Raw genomic sequence first — 18766 nt, forward strand, 5'->3', positions numbered from 1 at the left:
CTTTCCCAAGAGGGATGAGAGCATGAAATTTTCTGAACAGTGGCTGCGCGAACTCGTCAATCCGGCACTGGATAATGCTGCGCTGGCCGAGCTGTTGACCATGGCCGGCCTGGAAGTGGAAGAAAACGAGCCGGCTGCACCGGCTTTCGACCAGGTTGTCGTGGCCCAGGTGCTGGAGGTGCGCAAGCACGAGAACGCCGAGAAGCTCAATGTCTGCAAGGTGGACGCCGGTCTTGGCGGTGAGCCGCTGCAGATCGTCTGCGGCGCGCCCAATGTCGCACCGGGCGTCAAGGTGCCTTGCGCCCTGGTTGGCGCCACGCTGCCGGGTGACTTCAAGATCAAGGAAGCCAAGCTGCGCGGCGTCGAGAGTTTCGGCATGCTGTGCTCGGCCCGCGAGCTGGGTGTGTCCGAGGAGAGTGACGGCCTGCTGCTGTTGCCGCAGGATGCGCCAGTCGGTACCAGTTTCCGCGACTACTACCAGCTCGATGACCGCCTCTACACGCTCAAGCTCACGCCCAACCGGGCGGATTGCCTGAGCCTGACCGGCATCGCGCGTGAAGTCGCCGCGCTGACCGGCAGTGCTTTCAGGCCGATTGCTATCGCCGCGCATGCGCCCACGATCGATGCCACGCGCAACGTCGAGCTGCAGGCAGGCCCGGCTTGCCCGCGCTATGCCGGTCGTGTCGTGCAGGGTGTCGATGCAGCGGCCGCCACGCCGGACTGGATGAAGCGGCGCCTGGAGCGCAGCGGGATCCGTTCGATCTCGGCCCTGGTCGACATCACCAACTATGTCCTGCTCGAGCTGGGCCAGCCCATGCACGCCTTCGACGCGGCCAAGCTGCAAGGCGATATCGTCGTGCGCATGGCGCAGGCGGGTGAGCAGCTGGAGTTGCTCAACGGCAAGCAGCTGGCGCTGGAAGCCGACATGCTGGTGATCGCCGATGCGGGCGGCCCGGTTGCCCTGGCTGGCATCATGGGTGGTCAGCCGACCTCGGTGCAGTTGGGCGAGACCCGCGACGTGTTCCTGGAGTCGGCCTTCTTTGCGCCGGAAGCGATCGCCGGCAAGGCGCGTCGCCTGGGCTTCAGTTCGGATTCCAGCCATCGCTTCGAGCGTGGCGTCGACTTCGGCAACGCGCGTCAGGCGCTGGAGCGCGCTACCGCGCTGGTGCTGCAGATCTGTGGTGGCCAGGCTGGCCCTGTGACCGAAGCGCTGGCCGAGCTGCCGGCTCGTCCTGCCGTGTCGTTGCGCGTCGCCCGGGTGGCACGCGTGCTCGGCGTGACCCTGTCGGCCGACGAGATCGTCGCCATGCTGCAAAAGCTGGGGCTGGGTGTCGCCCGTGACGGCGAGGTGCTGACCGTGACGCCGCCTAGCTATCGCTTCGATATCACGATCGAGGAAGACCTGATCGAGGAAGTCGCCCGCCTGTATGGTTATGACAACGTGCCGACCCGCGCGCCGCAGTCCGGCCAGTCCATGCTGCCGCAGGATGGCAAGCTGCGTCCTGCACTGTCGGTCAAGCTGGCATTGGCGGCTCGCGACTATCAGGAAATCGTCAGCTATGCCTTTGTCGAGACGAAGTGGGAGGCTGACTTCGCGGCCAATCTGTCGCCAGTCAAGCTGATGAACCCGATTGCCAGCCAGATGAGCGTGATGCGTTCGACCCTGATTGGTGGCCTGGTCAATACCCTGGTTGGCAACCTCAACCGCAAGCATGAGCGGGTGCGCCTGTTCGAGTTGGCACGGGTATTCCATGGCGTTGCTGCCGATCAACAGCCGGAAAAACTGGCTGGCCTCGCGTATGGCCCGCGTCAGCATGAGCAGTGGGGCGCCAAGGCGGCGCGCGTCGATTTCTACGATGTGAAGGCCGATGTAGAGGCGCTGCTGGCGCCGCGCCAGGCACGCTTCGAACGTGCCGAACACCCGGCCTTCCATCCCGGCCGTTGCGCGCGCGTGCTGCTCGACGGCAAGGAAATCGGCGTGATCGGTGAGCTGCACCCTAAGTGGGTGCAGGGCTACGACCTGCCAGCGGCGCCGGTGCTGTTTGAACTCGATGCTGCCGCGCTGACCGAGCGTGACCTGATCAAGTCGCAACCCGTTTCCAAGTTCCAGCCGGTCCGTCGTGACCTTGCCTTTGTGGTCGATGAAACGGTCCAGTACCAGGCCATCATTGATGCGATGCAAACGGCCAAACAGCCCTTTGTGACCGCGATTGAAGGCTTCGATGTGTACCGTGGTGCAGGGGTGCCAGAAGGGAAAAAGAGCCTTGCATTCAAGGTGATATTGCAAGATACTCAGAAAACGCTTTCGGACGCGGACATCGATTCCGCCGTCTCCCAGCTCGTCGCCGCGCTGCAACAACACGTCCAGGCCCAGCTCCGCAGCTGAGCCGATCGCGACGAATTCCGCACCAAAAAATCATGACATTGACTCTGACTAAAGCTGAACTTGCCGACCTTCTTTTTGACAAGGTCGGCCTTAATAAACGTGAAGCAAAGGACATGGTGGAGGCCTTCTTCGAAGAGATCCGCCAATCCTTGCAAGAGGGGGAAAGCGTCAAGCTGTCCGGCTTCGGCAACTTCCAGTTGCGCGACAAGCCGCAGCGGCCTGGCCGCAATCCTAAAACCGGCGAGGAGATTCCGATCTCCGCCCGCCGCGTGGTCACATTCCACGCCAGCCAAAAACTGAAGGGCATGGTGGAAGACAACTATGCAGATGGAAAGCTCGTTACCGAGAGCTGAGCTGCCGCCTATCCCCGCCAAGCGCTACTTCACCATCGGTGAGGTCAGTGAACTGTGCGGGGTGAAGCCACACGTGCTGCGCTACTGGGAGCAGGAGTTTACCCAGTTGCGGCCGGTGAAGCGGCGCGGCAATCGACGCTATTACCAGCATCACGAGGTGTTGCTGGTGCGGCGTATCCGCACCTTGTTGTATGAGGAGGGGTTCACCATCAGTGGTGCCCGCAACCGCCTGGAGCACCAGGCCCTGGATGCGGTCGCCCACGGTGAGGCCAGCCTGGGTGAGGCGCTGGAGCACGAGGCGGAAGCCGCGTCCGCTGCCAGCGAGGCCTTGCTGAGCGTACGGCAGGAGTTGTTGGCTTTGCGCGAATTCCTGGTGAGCTAGACTGCTTGCCAGTGCGGGAAAGTCGGGTATAATCCGGCCTCCTTCGAGTCGGAGCGTGGCGCAGCCTGGTAGCGCACTTGCATGGGGTGCAAGGGGTCGGAGGTTCGAATCCTCTCGCTCCGACCAAGAAACAAGAAAAAGCCTGAAGCTACTGCTTCAGGCTTTTTGCTTTGCCCTCACGGTGCCGTCATGACCCAGCAACTCAAATACCTCAGTGCCTATGCGCCGGCCTTGCAAGAGCAGGTCAGGGGCCTGATCGCGCAGGGTCGGCTGGGGGCGCACCTGACCAGCAAATACCCTGGCTCGCATGCCATCCAGTCCGACAAGGCGCTGTATCGCTATGTCTGCGAGCTGAAAGAGGCGCATCTGCGCAATGCTCCGGGGATCGACAAGGTCAGCTACGACAGCAAGCTCGATGTGGTCCACCATGCCTTGGGCCTGCATACGGCCATCTCGCGGGTGCAGGGCAGCAAGCTCAAGGCCAAGAAGGAGATACGGGTCGCCAGCGTGTTCAAGCAGGCGCCGGAGGCGTTCCTGCAGATGATCGTGGTGCACGAGCTTGCCCATCTCAAGGAGCATGACCACAACAAGGCCTTCTACCAGTTGTGCCAGTACATGCTGCCGGACTACCACCAGCTGGAGTTCGATCTGCGGCTCTACCTGACCTGGCGTGACCTGCCGGATGGCAATATCGCCTGAACATGGCCAAGGCTGTGTAAGGCACGTTAAAAAGCCCGCTGCGGGGATACGCAGCGGGCTTTGTCATTGCCAGGCGGGTGAGGGGGTCAGGCTTCCGGTATCGGTTCGCCGCGGGTCTTCCACAAGGAATACAGCACGCCGGCCGCCAGGAGGCCGAAGGTCACGCCGAGGGAGACCGGCGAAGGAATCTTGATCGCCAGGTTCACCAGGAAGATCTTCACGCCGATGAACACCAGCACGGCAGCCAGGGCGTACTTCAGGTAGTGGAAGCGATGCACCATGGCAGCGAGGGCGAAGTACAGCGCGCGCAGGCCCAGGATGGCGAAGATGTTCGAGGTGAACACGATGAAGGTATCGGTCGTGATCGCGAAGATGGCCGGTACGCTATCCACGGCAAAGATCAGGTCGGTGATCTCGACCATGATCAGGGCCAGGAACAGCGGGGTTGCCCACCATACCTGCCGGGCCGGGTTCTTCGGATCGGCCTGCTTGACGAAGAAACGCTTGCCGGCGAGTTGCTCGGTGAAGCGGAAATGACCCTTGAGCCAGTTCAGCAGCGGGTTGCCGGCCACGTCGGTCTCGTCGTCCTTGGCGAACAGCATCTTGACGCCGGTGAACACCAGGAAGGCGCCGAACAGGTAGAGCACCCACATGAATTCGTGGATCAGGGCGGCGCCGACGCCGATCATCACGCCGCGCATGACGATGGCGCCCAGAATGCCCCAGAACAGCACGCGATGCTGGTAGGCACGGGGTATCGCGAAGTAGGTGAAGATCAGGCTGATGACGAACACATTGTCCATCGACAGGCTTTTCTCGACCAGGAAGCCGGTCAGGTAGTCCATGCCGGCAGCCGCACCGAGCTGGTACCAGACAAAGCCGCCGAACAAGAGGCCGGCGCTGATATAGAAGGCCGAGAGCTTGAGGCTTTCCTTGACCCCGATCTCATGGTCCTTCTTGTTCAGCACGCCGAGGTCTAGGACCAGTAGCAGCAGTACCACTGCCGCAAAGGTGCCCCACATCCAGATGGGATAGTTCATGGTCGTTCCAGTCTAGTCGCTGCGGGCAGGCAATGCCCACGGGTAGAAAAAGCGACGACCCCGGAGGTGGGGCCGTCGGGTAGGGCGTGGAGGGCGCCGGCCTTAGTTCAGGGCGGCCTGGCGCAGTGCTTCGATACGGACCTCAAGCGGCGGGTGGCTGCTGAACAGCCCACTCAGGCGGCCACCGGCAATGCCGGAGGCGGCCATGTTCTTGGGCAGTTCGCCGGGTTCACGGCCACCCAGCACCTGCAGCGCGTCGATCATCGGCGCCTTGCTGCCCAGGAGCTTGGCGGCACCCGCGTCGGCCCGGTATTCGCGCTGGCGCGAGAAGTACATCACCACGATGCTGGCCAGAATGCCGAAGATGATTTCGAACACGAAGCTGGCGATCATGTAGCCGATGCCGGGGCCGCTGTTCTCCTCATCGTTGCGGCGCAGGAAGCTGTCGACAAGGTAGCCGGCAACGCGCGACAGGAAGACCACGAAGGTATTCACCACGCCCTGGATCAGGGTCAGCGTGACCATGTCACCGTTGGCGACGTGGGCGACTTCGTGCGCCAGCACGGCTTCCACTTCACGGCGGCGCATGGTCTGCAATAGGCCGGTTGAGACGGCGACCAGCGAGTTGGACTTGCTGGGGCCGGTAGCGAAGGCGTTGGGTGCGCCGTCGTAGATCGCGACCTCCGGCATGGGGATGTTGGCGCGCAGGGCCAGCGAGCGCACGGTGTCTACCAGCCAGGCCTCGTCGGTATTGCGCGGCTGGGTGATCACCTGGGCGCCGGTGCTCCATTTGGCCATGGTCTTGGACATCAGCAGCGAGATGAAGGAGCCGCCAAAGCCGATCAGGGCCGAGAACGCCAGCAGCATGCCGAAGTTCATGCCGTTCGCGGTCAGGAAGCGATCCACGCCCAGGAGGCGGGCGCTGATCGACAGCACCAGCATCACGGCCAGGTTGGTTACCAGGAACAGTACGATACGTTTCATGACGAGTATCCTCTTGTGGGATGGGGACATCCGCTTATCTGGTTATTGTCCCGTTTAATATCAAGTGCTTGCCCTTATGACCACGGTGCCTGCAATGGGTGCCGGCAAGGTGGTTGGGGGCTTTCAGACAGGAGCAAGGATACGCAGTCTATGCATAAAGAAGAATCGAGCTTATTCTGATTGAATGCTCGGTTTTTTCGATGGATTGTCATGCATCCGCTTAACTTCAAACACCTGCACTACTTCTGGATGGTCGCCAAGGAAGGCGGCGTGGCGCGCGCCGCCGAGCGGCTGGATGTTTCGCCGCAGACCATCAGCGGGCAGTTGAGCCAGCTGGAAAGGGATCTGGGGCGTGCCTTGTTCCGGCAGGTCGGCCGGCGGCTCGAGTTGACCGAGGCGGGGCGGGAGGCGCTACGCTACGCCGACGAAATCTTCCTGCTCGGAGAGCATCTGCAGACCACCTTGGCGGACCCGGCGCTGGACAGGGTGACGCGTCTCACCATCGGCATCGCCGACTCGGTGCCCAAGCTGGTGGCCTACCAGTTGCTCGCGCCACTGGTGGCCGATACCGCCAATCTGCGGCTGACCTGCCATGAGGGCAGCTTTGACGAGCTGGTCTCGGCGCTGTCGCGCCACAAGCTGGATCTTGTCCTGTCTGATCGTGACCTGGCCCAGTCGCAGCAGCATCGCATGCTGGCACGGCGGGTCGCCAGCAGTCCGACCGGGCTGTTTGCCACGCCGGCGCTACGCGCATTGCATGGCGAGGATCTGGGCCGCGCCCCCTTGTTGCTGCCCAGCCGGCGCAGTTCCCTGCGCGCGCGCCTGGAGCTGTGGCTGGAGAGCGAAGGCTTGCGCCCGCCGGTGGTGGGGGAGTTTGACGACAGCGCGCTGCTGACGACCTTTGGCGGCAATGGGGCGGGTTACTTCCCGGCAGCGACCGTGCTGGGCGAGATGCTGGCCACGCAGTATGGCGTGGAGCTGGTGCGGGAGCTGCCTGATCTGGCTGAGGACTACTATGCCATCGCCTCGTCGGCCCGTCTCGGCAACCCCTTGGTCGAGCGTTTGCTGCAGGTTGATCTGCCCACCTGAAGGGCTTGGCGCAGCAAAACAAAAAGCCCAGCTAGGCTGGGCTTTTTGCTTACATCTGGCTCCTCGACCTGGGCTCGAACCAGGGACCTACGGATTAACAGTCCGGCGCTCTACCGACTGAGCTATCGAGGAAAGGACGCGCACTTTAAGGTCCGAACGCGACTTCGTCAAACATTTTCCGCATTTTTTTTGAGATATTTTCAGAAGGCTTTTTCAATCAATAATTTGCCGCTGCGGTGATCTGGCGGTTTGCTTGCGGAGAGATGCGAGGCTGGAAGGAAAATAGTCCGAATATATTTTCAGATGGCGCGCGAATACTTGGCAGAGGCCCTGTTTGCTCTGCTAAGAAGGAAAAATGGACCAATGCGAGTGACGCCAGGGAGGGCACGATGCGCATGCTGTTGCTGACTGTCGTCCTGTTGCTCGCCTTGCTTGATCGGGCTCAGGCGGATTGCCGCGAGGGCTATCAGGTGCCGCTGATTCCACTGGGCTACGCCAGCAATACCAGCAAGCAGGGTGTGCAGAGTGGTTTCTATGTCGACCTGTTCCGCGAGGTGGAGCGGCGCACCCGATGCAAGCTGATACTCGAGGAGCTGCCGGCAGAGCGGGCGAGGGCGTTGCGGCGATTGCAGCGCACCCCCATCTTTGGCCCGAGCGGCGATCCGGCGGCCGGAACCTCCAGCCAGATTTTCATCCCCATGGCGCAGGAATCGATGGAGCTCGTGGTCCGGGAGGATTTGGCCATCCAGAAACTGGAACAGGCGCTCGCCATGCCGGATCTGGTATTTGGCAGTATTCGCGGAGCCAGCTATGGCAACGTCGTGAATGAGCTCTTGCAGGACCTGCCACCGGCGCGGCGGGATATCTCTATTGATGCCGAGACGGTCTATCGCAAGCTGGACGCCGGACGGATCGGGGCGACCTTCGGCAACGCCTATGTCTATCGCTGGTACCTGGATGGCATCAAGTCCCAGGGCAAGGTACGGATCGTCAAACTCCCTCTGTTGCAGCGCGTCCTGGTGGGCGTGGTATTGGATACGAGCGCGATGGCGCCGGCCGATGTGCCGGTGTTGAAGCAGGCGTTCGAAACTGCCCGCGACGATGGCAGCTTCCGGCGCATGATGGCCCAGTATCTGGGCGATGAGCTTGCCCGGGAGCGTATCTACGTGCCGGGCAAGGGGTCGCGCTAGAACGTCAGTCCAGCAGGCCGCAAATAGCGGCATCCAGATGTTGCAGCAAGGCGGCGATATCTTCCGGCCGGGTCGTGGGGCAGACCAGCATCATGTTGTGGAAGGGCGTGATCAACACCCCCCGGTTGAGCAGGTAGAGGTGCAGGGCGTGCTCCAGTGCCGGCTGCATGGCGGCACCGGCCTCGCTGCCATTGCGCGGCGGTGTGGCGCAGAACTGGAACTCGATGCGGGCACCGAGCTGGGTGACGCACCAGGGCAGGCCATGCCGCCCAAAGGTATTACGTAGTCCGGTCGCCAGCGTCTCGGCCAAGGCAAACATCTGCGCGTAGGCCGCGTCCGTCATCACGCTTTCCAGATTGGCCCGCATGGCGGCCATCGCCAGCGCATTGGCGGTCAGTGTGGTGCCGATGCCGGAGTGGCCGGGTGGTGCGGCCGACTTACTGGCGCGCATGCGTTCGGCCAGCTTAGTGGTAAAACCATAGACGGCGCAGGGCACCCCGCCGCCGACCGGCTTGCCGAGTACGAACACATCCGCCTGCAAGCCGTGGCGGCGCGCATAGCCGCCCGGCCCGGTGGAAATGGTGTGGGTTTCGTCGCAGACCAGCAGGGAGCCAGCCGCCCGGATCAGCTCGCTGGCCGCTTGCCAATAGTCTGGATCGGGCAGGACCATGCCGATATTGGTCATGGCAGGTTCGGCCAGCACGCAAGCGATGTCGCCCTTGGCGAGCGCTGCGGCTAGGGCGGGCAGATCATTGAACTCCACCACCACCGTGTGCTGGGTCAGGTCGTAGACCTGGCCCAGCAGGCTGTCGCGCTGGCTGGGCTGGCCGTCGATCAGGTCGACAAACACATCGTCCACGGTGCCGTGGTAACAGCCGTTGAAAACCAGCACCTTGCTACGGCCGGTGACCGCGCGTGCCCAGCGGATCACGAAGCGGTTGGCGTCCGATGCCGTCATGGCGAACTGCCAGTACGGCAGGCCGAAGCGCTCGGCCAGCAGCTCGCCCACCCTGGCGGCATCCTCGCCCGGCAGCATAGTGGTAAAACCGCGCAGGGACTGCGCGGCGACTGCTGCGGCAACGGGCGCCGGGGCGTGCCCGAACATGGCGCCGGTATCGCCCAGGCAGAAATCCGCATAGCGGTGCCCGTCGACATCGGTGAAGCCCGCGTCCTGCGCTGACGCGACGAACAGCGGGAAGGGCGTACCCCAATCGGCCATCCAGTGCAGCGGCACGCCGTACAGCAGATGATTACCGGTGCGTTCCGACAAGGCCTGGGAGCGAGGCCGGCTGGCGGCGTAGCGGGAACGTTCCGCTTGCATCAGGTGTTCGATACGCTCGGTGCTGATGCCGGTCTGCGTTGTCATGTCGTTATCCTGTGTGGTGAAATTATTCACCGCTGTGTCTATTATTCGCACCATTCTGCCCGTCCCCACCGGGGTTGGTAAATACCCCCGCGACGATGGACGACCACCGGTTTGATCTCCGTATTTCGGAATGCCCGCATGCCCACCATCGCCATCATCGAACACTTCGCCAACGACGATCCTGCCTATCTGGGGACCTGGCTCGAGCAGTCCGGGCTCGACTACCAGCTCTATCGCATGCATGCCGGAGACCGCCTGCCGGCCGATCTGCGCCAGCATCGCGGGCTCGCCATCCTGGGCGGGCCCATGAGCGCCAACGACGCGCTGCCCTACTATCCGCAACTGTTCGAACTGGTACGCCATGCCGTCGCGACCGACGTGCCGGTCATTGGCCACTGTCTGGGCGGGCAGATCATGAGCCGCGCACTCGGTGCGACGGTGCAAGCCGCCGAGCAGGTGGAGATCGGCTGGAGCGAGCTGCAGGTTGAGGCGGGTGGTGAACGCTGGTTCGGGGGCTCGGGCGCACTGCGCCTGTTCCAGTGGCACGGCGAGAGCTTCTCGATCCCGGCTGGTGCCAGGCGCATCGCGACCGGCCGGCATTGCGCCAATCAGGCCTACAGCCTGGGCCAGAAGCACCTGGCCATGCAGTTCCATTGCGAGGTGGATGAGGCCAAGGTCAGGCGCTGGTTGATTGCCGGCCATGACGAACTGATCCACAGCACCTCGCCAGCCGTACAGCAAGCGGATACGGTATTGGCCGACCTTGCGGCGGCGTTGGCGCAAAGCCAGCGCACGGCGGCGGCGATCTACACCGAATGGGTCAAGGGATTGGCCTGAGCGCCGCCGATCCGGTCAGCCGCCTTGCGCCGCCAGCCAGCCGTAGAGGCGGCTATGGTCGGACCAGGCGGCGTTGAAGCGGAAGTGACGGCTGTGGCCGGCGTCGGCGAGGTAGAAGCGGCCAGGGGCCAGCGCGATGCCGGCGCTGGCGGCGCGCTCGGTCAGTACCGTCGTATCCATGCCGGAAGGGGCTTCGGCCCAGAGGAACAGGCCACCCGCAGGTTGGTGGAACACCTGCCAGCCTAGCTCGCCCAGGCGCGCGCAGACCCTCGCCTGGGCGGCCTGCAGCCGCTCGCGCAGGCGATCCAGGTGGCTGCGGTGGTGGCCATCGGTCAGCATGGTCAACGCGGCGGATTCCATGATCTCGGAACTGGTCAGTCCCGCCGCCATCTTCAGGCGGGTGGCACGGGCGATCAGTTCAGGGTTGGCAGCCAGGTAACCGACACGCAACGCCGGGCTCATGCTCTTGGAGAAAGACCCCAGGTAGCTCACCCGCTGCAGGCCGTCCAGGCTGGCAAGGCTGGGCTGGCCGCCGGCGTGCAGGTCCGCGAAGGTGTCGTCCTCGACGACCTGGAAGTCGTACCGGTCGGCCAGCTTGAGGATCTGGTGGGCGGCGTGGGCATTGGTCGTGGTGCCGGTCGGGTTATGCAGGCTGCTGTTGGTGAAAAAGGCGACCGGCCTGTGCAGACTGGCCAGTTGCGCCAGTACGGCGGCGTCCGGGCCCTGTACGGTTCTCGGTACGCCGATCAGTTTTGCGCCATGCCCTAGCAGGGCGGCGATCAGGTTCGAGTAGCCGGGGCTGTCGATCAGTACCGTATCGCCGGGGCGTACCAGTAGCCGCAGTACCAGGTCCAGGCCCTGGCTGGCACCGTGGCTCAGCATGATCTGTTCGGCGGGTGCCTCGATGCCGCGCAGGGCCAGGCGCCATTGCAGATGTTGCCGCAGTGCCGGCAGGCCCTGCGGGTGGCCGTAGCGGGTCAGCAATTCGCCGGGCGCTTTGGCCAATACCCGCAGCGCCGTGCGTACGCCTTCTTCATACAGCCAGTCGTGGGGCAGCCAGCCGCCACCTGCCTGCAGGTCCAGCTCACCGTCCTCATAGACCCGCCGCAACAGCCAGGCCTCGTCGACCGGGGCACGGGCGGGCGGGGCGCTTGCCGACGTGGGCCGGGCGCTGACGTAGTAGCCGCGCGCCCGCTGGGCATTGATCCATCCTTCCGCCACCAGCCGGTTGTAGGCCTCCGCGACGGTAAACGGGCTGACGCCACAAGCGAGCGCCAGGCCACGCACCGACGGCAGTCGCGATCCCTCGGCGAGGACGCCGCGGGCGATCTTGGCCGACAGGGCGCTGACGATCTGGCTGGTCAAGGAGCTGCTGGCGTGGGGGTCAAGTTGCAACATGGTCAACTGTACTGGATTGATGTTCAGTACATCGGGTTGCCGATAGGGCCCTGATGTATATGGCTAGCTGGGTTCATGGTGGCTGATACTGGCCCGGTATGCCAGTGCTTCTGCGCATTTCACCCAATACGATACTCAGTACAGACCATCACACTTTAGCCACGGAGCCGACCATGGGCCATAGCGAGCTTGATCCCAACCAGAACCTGGACGCGTACTGGATGCCTTTCAGCCACAACCGCTACTACAAGCAGCACCACGAGCGGCGTCTGCTGGCCAGGGCCGAGGGCAGCTACTACTGGACCACCGAAGGCGACAAGCTCTATGACGCCCTGTCCGGCCTGTGGTGCTGTGGCCTGGGGCACCGCCATCCCAAGCTGGTCGAGGCGGTCAAGCACCAGCTCGATGTGCTCGACTACGGCACCGCCTTCCAGATGGGGACGCCGCAGGTGTTCAAGCTGGCAGAGCGGATTGCCGAGGCCGCACCCGAAGGCTTCGAGCATGTGTTCTTCTGCAACTCCGGCTCGGAATCGGTCGACACCGCACTCAAGATGGCGCTGGCCTATCACCGCGCACGCGGCGAGGCGCACCGCACTCGTTTCATCGGTCGCGAGAAGGGCTATCACGGCGTGGGTTTTGGCGGTATCTCGGTCGGTGGCATGGTGGCCAATCGCAAGATGTTCTCTGCCGGCATGCTGCTGGGCGTGGACCATCTGCCGCATACCCATAACCTCAAGGAGATGGCCTACAGCCGCGGCGAGCCTGACTGGGGTACCCATCTGGCGGATGAGCTGGAGCGGTTGGTCGCACTGCATGATGCCTCGACCATCGCTGCCGTGATCGTCGAGCCGATGCAGGGTTCGGCTGGCGTGGTGGTGCCGCCCAAGGGCTACCTCAAGCGCCTGCGCGATATCTGCAGCAAGCACGGCATCCTTCTGATCTTCGATGAAGTCATCACCGGTTTCGGTCGCATGGGCCAGCCCTTCGCCGCCCAGCACTGGGGCGTGACGCCGGACCTGATCACCTTCGCCAAGGGCGTGAACAACGGTCTGGTGCCGATGGGTGGCGTGATCGCCACCCGGCAGATCTACGACACCTTCATGACCGGCCCCGAGCACATGGTGGAGTTCTTCCACGGCTATACCTATTCCGGCCATGCCCTGGCGGTGGCGGCAGCCCATGCGGCGCTGGACGTGATCGCCGAAGAGAGCATCTACCAGCGGGTACGCGAACTAAGCCCGGTGCTCGAGGACGCGGTACATGGCCTCAGGGGCGAGGCCAACATCATCGATATCCGTAACTGCCAGCTGGCGGCGGCGGTGGAACTGGCCCCCATGGAGGGCAAGCCCGGCATGCGGGGTATCCGTGTGTTCGAGGAGGCGCTCAAGCGAGGCGTGATGTTCCGCTTCACCGGCGACATCATCGCCATGGGGCCGACCTTCATCTCCACCCCGGCTGAAGTCAAACACATGGCCGACGTACTGGCCGAATCCATCCGCGCAGCGGGTTGAAAACGGAAGGATCGCAACATGGCAAACCTCATACAGCACTGGATCAACGGGCAGGCCGTCGACGGGACGTCGGGCCGCTTTGGCGAGGTCTACAACCCGGCTTTCGGTGAAGTCAGCGCCAGGGTCGCCCTGGCCAGCCCGGAGGAGCTGGACGGCGCAGTCGCCGCTGCGCAGGCGGCGTTTCCGGCGTGGGCGGCGACACCGCCGCTGCGTCGGGCCCGCGTCATGTTCAAGTTCAAGGAGCTGCTGGAGCGGCATGCCGAGGACATCGTCGCGGCCATTTCGCAAGAGCATGGCAAGGTCAGGGCGGATGCCCATGGCGAGCTGATACGCGGCATCGAGGTGGTCGAGTTCGCCTGCGGCGCCCCCCATCTGCTGAAGGGGGAGTTTGCCGAGAACGTCGGAACGGCCGTCGACAGCTACAGCCTGCGCCAGCCGCTGGGTGTCGTCGCCGGTATCACGCCGTTCAATTTCCCGGCCATGGTGCCAATGTGGATGTTCCCGCTGGCGCTGGTCGCCGGCAATACCTTCATCCTCAAGCCCAGCGAGCGTGATCCTTCGGCGTCCTTGTGGATGGCGCGCCTGCTCAAGGAAGCTGGCCTGCCGGACGGTGTCTTCAACGTCGTCCATGGGGACAAGGTGGCGGTGGATGCCATCCTGGCCCATCCGGATATCCAGGCAGTCAGCTTTGTCGGCTCCACGCCGATTGCGCAATACATCTATGCCACCGGCACTGCCCGCGGCAAGCGGGTGCAGGCGCTGGGCGGCGCCAAGAACCATATGGTCATCATGCCGGATGCCGATCTCGATCAGGCGGTCGATGCCCTGATGGGGGCGGCCTATGGTTCGGCCGGCGAGCGCTGCATGGCCATCTCGGTCGCGGTGGCGGTCGGGGACGAAGTCGCCGACGCGCTGGTTGCCCGGCTTTCGCCCAAGGTGCAGACCCTCAAGATCGGTGCCTGGGATGCCGGCAACGATGTGGAAATGGGGCCGCTGGTCAGCCGGGAGCATCGTAACAAGGTCGCCGGCTATATCGACGCGGGTGTCGCCGAAGGCGCCAGGTTGGTCGTCGATGGCCGCCAGCATGTAGTACCAGGTTGCGAGAGCGGTTTCTTTATGGGTGGTTCGCTGTTCGATGGCGTGCGTACCGACATGAAGATCTACCAGGAAGAGATCTTCGGCCCGGTACTGTGCGTGGTGCGCGTACAGAGCTACGAAGAGGCGGTGCGTATCACCAACGCACATGCCTACGGTAACGGCACGGCGATCTTCACGCGGGATGGCGACGCCGCCCGTGACTTCGTGGCCCGTATCCAGGTCGGTATGGTGGGGGTGAATGTGCCCATTCCGGTACCGATGGCCTTCATGAGCTTTGGCGGCTGGAAGCAATCCCTGTTCGGTGACCACCATGCCTATGGTGCCGAAGGTATCCGTTTCTATACGCGTCTCAAGACGGTGACGGCCCGCTGGCCGCAGTCGATCCGCTCGGGTGCGGAGTTTGTGATGCCGACGATGAAATGAACCACGCGTTGTCAGGACTCTGACATCAGTCCAGCGCCCGGCATAGCCGGGCGTTTTGCTGCATATGATGTTCGAGCAGGCTTCGTTTTATCCAGTCCATCCCCTCCGCCCCTGCCGTCGCAGGGGAGCCTCGCTGATGCTCGTTCATAAGAAATAGAGCCATTTCGCTGAGCCCATGATTCTCGCAGTCTGGCACTTTGTTATTGGAGTGTGTCCGTCTTTCCCCCATCTGGGTGATGACGCTGCCCTGGGTAATCGCATAGTGTGCGTGGCCACGCCGGCCGTGATGGTCCGGTATTTCCTGGGAGTGTTCATGTACGCCGGTCTTCGTGCCAAAGGGCTTTGTTTGCTTGTACTGTCGCTACTCGCCAATGTTCTGGCCTGGGGTTGTGCGGAGGTGTTCAGCGAGGGTCGGCAGGGCGAGTTGAGCGCGGAAGAGGCATTGATACTCTGGGATGCCCAGCACCGGACCGAGCACTTTATCCGCCAGGTGAACTTCCGCACCGATGCTAAGGACTTTGGCTTTCTGGTGCCAACGCCGACCGTGCCCAAGCTGGCGGAAGCCGATGCGGAGCTCTTTGGTGTGCTGGGTATGCTTACCTGGCCGCGCAAGGACCCGCGCTTCTGGCGCGAGGCTATCGAGGACAGCGCGTCAGATGTGGCGGCTGCTGCGCCGGCCGTACTTCCGCCGGTGGAAGTGATCGAAGAGACCCGCGTGGCCGGTCTCGATGCGGCGGTACTCCGGGCCGACAACAGTGCGGCCTTGGGTCAATGGCTTGCCAGGCACGGTTATCAGTCCACGCCCGCCTTGTTGGCGTGGATCAAGCCTTACGTTGCGCAACGCTGGGTGATCACCGCCTTCAAGGTTAGCCCGGGAGCCAAAGGAGATGCGATAAGCGGCGCTGCGGTGCGCATGTCGTTTGCGACCGAGCGCCCGTTTTTTCCCTATCTGGAACCCAAAGGGAATGGCCGGCGCAATGAGCGGCAATTGCATGTCTACTTGCTGGCGGAATCGCGCTATGCCGGTGCCTTGGGCTCCCAAAAGACTGCTTGGCCTGCCAGCGCCCTGTGGTCCGACACGATCGGCGCTGACCAGCTGCGGGAGTTGCTGAAGCGGGCGCGGTTGCCAGCCGATACCGCGCCGGGCGCCATGCGCCTGACCGAGTTCATGGATACCAGTATCGAACGCCTGCCTGACGGGGACTTATTCTTTGCGCCCGCTCAAGATCAGTCAGTGATCTGGAAGTATCTTCCCTCTCGTGTTGCCAGCTGGGTCTGGGGCGCGCTGGTGCTTGGGCTGCTACTGGTGCTGGTGCCTGGAGTTCAACTTTATACGTTGCTTCGCCGCCGTCGTGTTGCCGTCCGCACGCCGGTCTAACCAGCATCCTTTGTTCTGTTCCCGCCACACCGTTTAGGTAGCTTGCTTGAGGCTGCCGTGGCTGTGGCATGCTGCGGGCCAGCGCCCAGCCTTATCCGGCTTGGGTTCCTGCCAATCTGCCGGAGTATCCGCCGTGTCGTTGCCTGTTCGCCGTGCCGCGCTTGTTGCCTGTCTGATCAGTTGTGCCCTGCAGCCCGTCTGGGCTGCGAAGAAGCCGAATCCCAGTCCTGCCGACATCATCAAGCAGTCGAAACCTTCGGACTGGCGTGCGCTGGATTTGCAGAACACGGTGGTGATGGATGTGAATGGCAGCCAGGTGATTTTCGAGTTGGCGCCGCGCTTTGCGCCGCGGCATGCGGCCAATATCCGCAAGCTCGCGAGCGAGGGGTATTACGACGGGTTGGCGGTCATCCGGGTGCAGGACAATTTCGTGACCCAGTGGGGTGACCCGGCCGACGAGGAAACCGACAAGGCCAAGCCGCTGGGGAGTGCCGAGGCCAAGTTGCCGGCGGAGTTCTCCATCCCCTACAAGGGCGTGCCGATCAGCAAGCTCAAGGATGCCGATGGCTATGCACCGGTGACCGGCTTTGTGGATGGCTTGCCGGTCGCGGCCGATCCCAAGCGCAACCAGGCCTGGTTGCCGCATTGCTATGGGGTGATCGGTGCCGGCCGTGGCAATACCGTGGACAGCAGCAACGGCAGCAGCCTGTACGTGATCATCGGCCAGGCGCCGCGGGCGCTGGACCTGAACATCACCGTGGTCGGCCGTGTGCTCAAGGGCATGGAGGCTTTGAGTGCCTTGCCGCGCGGTACCAAGGCGCTGGGCTTCTATGAGAAGCCCGAGCAATACGTGCCGCTCCGCAAGGTGCGCCTGCTGGCCGATATTCCGGCGGCCGAACGTCCTGCGCTGGAAGTCATGCGGACCGATACGCCCACCTGGCAATCGCTGGTAGAAAGCCGCCGCCATGCCAGTGGCGACTGGTACGTGCATAGCGCCGAGCATATCAACGTCTGCAATATCAGTATTCCGACCCGCGCGATCGAGAAGCCGACGTCCTGATCAGACGATCCGTCGTCTCATGTCTGGCGGTAGCGGCCCAGGAGACGGCCCGCCGCCAGCAGCACCTCGCTGGCCGGCGTGACCAGCCGGCCATCGCGGGCGACCAGTTCATCGCTGGCGCAGCCATGCACCCAGACGGCGAGGTTGCCGGCTTGCCAGCCATCTAGCCCCTGGGCCAGCAGTCCGCCGAGCAAGCCACTCAATACATCGCCTTGTCCCGCATTGGCTAGCGCAGCACTGCCGCTTGGGTTGACGGCGGTTTGCATGCCGTCGTCGACCAGTGTTCCTGCACCCTTGAGTATCACGATCGCCCTTGATTGCGTCGCCAACTGGCGCGCTGCGCCGTAGCGGTCGGCCTGGATGGCGGCGGTGTCGCAAGCCAACAGTCGGGCAGCTTCGCTGGGATGGGGGGTGAGCACACTGGTGGCACTGCGTTGTGCCAGTTGTTGGCGCAGGCCATGGTCGGTGGCGATCAGGTTCAGGGCGTCAGCATCGAGGACCACCGGCTTGTTGCTGGCCAGGGCCCATTGCAGCAGCGGGCTCGCGGCCATACCGAGGCCGGGACCCACTACCAGAATGTCCGCTGCTTCCAGCCGTTCTGGCGTCGCCGGTCCCAGCATCAGCTCTGGCTGGGCAGGGTCCACCGAAGGGGCGGCCGGGTCCATCAGGCCCAGCAGTACCTTGCCGGCGCCGGCATGCAAGGCAGCGCGGCCAGCCAGCAGGGCGGCACCGGCCATGCCACTGGCGCCACCGATGATGGCCACGGTGCCGAAGCGGCCCTTGTGGCTGTCCGCTTCACGCAGCAGCCGTATGCTGGCCGCGTGGTGCTGGGTCGTCCGGATGCCGGATGCCGGCGCGACTACGCCCAGTGAGGCAAGGTGGGATTCACCAACATGATCAGCTGCCGCGCCGGTGGCGAGGCCTCGGGCTCGGCCGATAAAGCTCAGGGTCCAGCGGGCGCGCACGGCACCGCCCAGTATCGCGCCCGTATCCGCGACGATGCCACTGGGGACATCGAGTGCCAGCACCGGCTTGTCCATGCCGTTGACCGCCGCCAGCAACGGTTGCCAGGTGCTGTCGAGTGGCCGGTTGAGGCCGATGCCGAACAGGCCGTCGATGATGACGGTGCTGTCCGTGGCGGGGAGCTCCGCCAGTTCGATTCCCCCGGCGGCCCGCCAGTCCTGATAGGCGGCTGCGGCATCGGCTGGCAGCCTGGCGGGGTCGGCCTTCAGCAGCAGGCTGACGCGATAGCCGCGAAGCCGCAACAGCGTGCCGGCGACCAGCGCATCGCCACCATTATTGCCGGGACCTGCCAGCACAAGGACGTGGGCTGCCACGCCAAAGCGGGCGCTGACAAAATCGGCCGCGGCGGTGCCGGCACGTTGCATCAGCGGCAATCCCTGGGCGAGGTGTTGATTTTCGAGCTGGCGCAGCTGTTCGACGCTGTAATACATGGACGGGACCGGGTAGGGGACGTCGTCAGCCTAGGCCAATTCGACCGTCCTGCCCAGCGTGGCCCGGTCCCGGTTTGACGTGACAGGGCACGGCATTCCAAACTAGTTCTCCGCGAAA

At 63.7% G+C, this 18766-nt stretch carries 16 protein-coding genes and 2 tRNA genes; 12 read left to right on the plus strand and 6 right to left on the minus strand.

From position 1 onward, the window contains the following. Window positions 1–22 precede the first annotated feature (22 nt). From pheT to ACYVHK_RS01495, 5 genes are all read left to right on the plus strand, one after another. Window positions 23–2386, plus strand: a complete 2364-nt coding sequence (gene pheT, locus ACYVHK_RS01475; RefSeq protein WP_460526846.1) for a phenylalanine--tRNA ligase subunit beta — start codon at window positions 23–25, stop codon at window positions 2384–2386. 38 nt (window positions 2387–2424) lie between these two features. Then, window positions 2425–2739, plus strand: a complete 315-nt coding sequence (locus ACYVHK_RS01480; protein ID WP_331982728.1) for an integration host factor subunit alpha — start codon at window positions 2425–2427, stop codon at window positions 2737–2739. Further along, window positions 2708–3121 (plus strand): MerR family transcriptional regulator, encoded by a 414-nt coding sequence (locus ACYVHK_RS01485; protein WP_460526848.1) that lies wholly within the window; start codon window positions 2708–2710, stop codon window positions 3119–3121. Before ACYVHK_RS01480 ends, ACYVHK_RS01485 begins: the two co-directional genes overlap by 32 nt. A 49-nt stretch (window positions 3122–3170) precedes the next feature. Beyond that, window positions 3171–3247, plus strand: a tRNA-Pro gene (locus ACYVHK_RS01490). A 63-nt stretch (window positions 3248–3310) separates the two neighbouring features. Continuing rightward, entirely contained in the window at window positions 3311–3820 is a 510-nt protein-coding gene (locus tag ACYVHK_RS01495) for a M48 metallopeptidase family protein (protein ID WP_460526850.1), read from the plus strand. 86 nt (window positions 3821–3906) lie between these two features. Here the strand turns inward: ACYVHK_RS01495 and ACYVHK_RS01500 are convergent, their stop codons facing one another. Continuing rightward, window positions 3907–4860: a TerC family protein gene (locus tag ACYVHK_RS01500; RefSeq protein WP_460526852.1), complete on the minus strand. Its 954-nt coding sequence runs from the start codon at window positions 4858–4860 to the stop codon at window positions 3907–3909. Between the two features lie 102 nt (window positions 4861–4962). Beyond that, complete coding sequence (gene htpX / locus ACYVHK_RS01505; protein ID WP_460526854.1) at window positions 4963–5844, minus strand: heat shock protein HtpX; 882 nt, start codon at window positions 5842–5844, stop codon at window positions 4963–4965. A gap of 210 nt (window positions 5845–6054) precedes the next feature. On the opposite strand from htpX, the gene ACYVHK_RS01510 reads away from it, so the two are divergent. Continuing rightward, window positions 6055–6933 (plus strand): LysR family transcriptional regulator, encoded by an 879-nt coding sequence (locus tag ACYVHK_RS01510; RefSeq protein WP_460526856.1) that lies wholly within the window; start codon window positions 6055–6057, stop codon window positions 6931–6933. Window positions 6934–6989: 56 nt separating this feature from the next. Here the strand turns inward: ACYVHK_RS01510 and ACYVHK_RS01515 are convergent. After that, window positions 6990–7065, minus strand: a tRNA-Asn gene (locus tag ACYVHK_RS01515). 257 nt (window positions 7066–7322) lie between these two features. Here ACYVHK_RS01515 and ACYVHK_RS01520 point away from each other — a divergent pair. Further along, a complete protein-coding gene (locus ACYVHK_RS01520; protein ID WP_460526858.1) occupies window positions 7323–8123 on the plus strand; it encodes a hypothetical protein in 801 nt (266 codons plus the stop codon). 4 nt (window positions 8124–8127) lie between these two features. On the opposite strand, the gene ACYVHK_RS01525 is transcribed toward ACYVHK_RS01520, so the two are convergent. Beyond that, window positions 8128–9489, minus strand: coding sequence for an aspartate aminotransferase family protein (locus tag ACYVHK_RS01525; protein ID WP_460526860.1), 1362 nt, complete (start codon window positions 9487–9489; stop codon window positions 8128–8130). A gap of 138 nt (window positions 9490–9627) precedes the next feature. Between ACYVHK_RS01525 and ACYVHK_RS01530 the strand changes: the two genes are divergently transcribed. Beyond that, window positions 9628–10326 (plus strand): type 1 glutamine amidotransferase, encoded by a 699-nt coding sequence (locus tag ACYVHK_RS01530; RefSeq protein ID WP_460526862.1) that lies wholly within the window; start codon window positions 9628–9630, stop codon window positions 10324–10326. 15 nt (window positions 10327–10341) lie between these two features. Here ACYVHK_RS01530 and ACYVHK_RS01535 read toward each other — a convergent pair whose 3' ends face one another. Beyond that, on the minus strand, window positions 10342–11724 hold the full coding sequence (locus ACYVHK_RS01535) for an aminotransferase-like domain-containing protein (protein WP_460526864.1): 1383 nt from the start codon (window positions 11722–11724) through the stop codon (window positions 10342–10344). 173 nt (window positions 11725–11897) lie between these two features. On the opposite strand from ACYVHK_RS01535, the gene aptA reads away from it, so the two are divergent. From aptA to ACYVHK_RS01555, 4 genes are all read left to right on the plus strand, one after another. Next, window positions 11898–13235, plus strand: coding sequence for an aspartate aminotransferase family protein (gene aptA, locus ACYVHK_RS01540; protein ID WP_460526866.1), 1338 nt, complete (start codon window positions 11898–11900; stop codon window positions 13233–13235). 18 nt (window positions 13236–13253) lie between these two features. Next, window positions 13254–14756, plus strand: a complete 1503-nt coding sequence (locus tag ACYVHK_RS01545) for a CoA-acylating methylmalonate-semialdehyde dehydrogenase (protein ID WP_460526868.1) — start codon at window positions 13254–13256, stop codon at window positions 14754–14756. 313 nt (window positions 14757–15069) lie between these two features. Continuing rightward, complete coding sequence (locus tag ACYVHK_RS01550; RefSeq protein ID WP_460526870.1) at window positions 15070–16134, plus strand: DUF2330 domain-containing protein; 1065 nt, start codon at window positions 15070–15072, stop codon at window positions 16132–16134. A 133-nt stretch (window positions 16135–16267) separates the two neighbouring features. After that, complete coding sequence (locus ACYVHK_RS01555; protein ID WP_460526872.1) at window positions 16268–17194, plus strand: peptidylprolyl isomerase; 927 nt, start codon at window positions 16268–16270, stop codon at window positions 17192–17194. Between the two features lie 17 nt (window positions 17195–17211). On the opposite strand, the gene ACYVHK_RS01560 is transcribed toward ACYVHK_RS01555, so the two are convergent. Next, complete coding sequence (locus ACYVHK_RS01560; protein WP_460526874.1) at window positions 17212–18648, minus strand: carbohydrate kinase family protein; 1437 nt, start codon at window positions 18646–18648, stop codon at window positions 17212–17214. Window positions 18649–18766: the final 118 nt, after the last annotated feature.

This window comes from Chitinimonas naiadis (genome assembly GCF_054780835.1).

Bases quoted from the DNA above. Each gene is read 5' to 3' on its own strand.
- pheT (WP_460526846.1), top strand. From the start codon at position 23: ATGAAATTTTCTGAACAGTGGCTGCGCGAACTCGTCAATCCGGCACTG.
- ACYVHK_RS01485 (WP_460526848.1), top strand. From the start codon at position 2,708: ATGCAGATGGAAAGCTCGTTACCGAGAGCTGAGCTGCCGCCTATCCCC.
- ACYVHK_RS01495 (WP_460526850.1), top strand. From the start codon at position 3,311: ATGACCCAGCAACTCAAATACCTCAGTGCCTATGCGCCGGCCTTGCAA.
- ACYVHK_RS01500 (WP_460526852.1), bottom strand. From the start codon at position 4,860: ATGAACTATCCCATCTGGATGTGGGGCACCTTTGCGGCAGTGGTACTG.
- htpX (WP_460526854.1), bottom strand. From the start codon at position 5,844: ATGAAACGTATCGTACTGTTCCTGGTAACCAACCTGGCCGTGATGCTG.
- ACYVHK_RS01510 (WP_460526856.1), top strand. From the start codon at position 6,055: ATGCATCCGCTTAACTTCAAACACCTGCACTACTTCTGGATGGTCGCC.
- ACYVHK_RS01520 (WP_460526858.1), top strand. From the start codon at position 7,323: ATGCGCATGCTGTTGCTGACTGTCGTCCTGTTGCTCGCCTTGCTTGAT.
- ACYVHK_RS01525 (WP_460526860.1), bottom strand. From the start codon at position 9,489: ATGACAACGCAGACCGGCATCAGCACCGAGCGTATCGAACACCTGATG.
- ACYVHK_RS01530 (WP_460526862.1), top strand. From the start codon at position 9,628: ATGCCCACCATCGCCATCATCGAACACTTCGCCAACGACGATCCTGCC.
- ACYVHK_RS01535 (WP_460526864.1), bottom strand. From the start codon at position 11,724: ATGTTGCAACTTGACCCCCACGCCAGCAGCTCCTTGACCAGCCAGATC.
- aptA (WP_460526866.1), top strand. From the start codon at position 11,898: ATGGGCCATAGCGAGCTTGATCCCAACCAGAACCTGGACGCGTACTGG.
- ACYVHK_RS01545 (WP_460526868.1), top strand. From the start codon at position 13,254: ATGGCAAACCTCATACAGCACTGGATCAACGGGCAGGCCGTCGACGGG.
- ACYVHK_RS01550 (WP_460526870.1), top strand. From the start codon at position 15,070: ATGTACGCCGGTCTTCGTGCCAAAGGGCTTTGTTTGCTTGTACTGTCG.
- ACYVHK_RS01560 (WP_460526874.1), bottom strand. From the start codon at position 18,648: ATGTATTACAGCGTCGAACAGCTGCGCCAGCTCGAAAATCAACACCTC.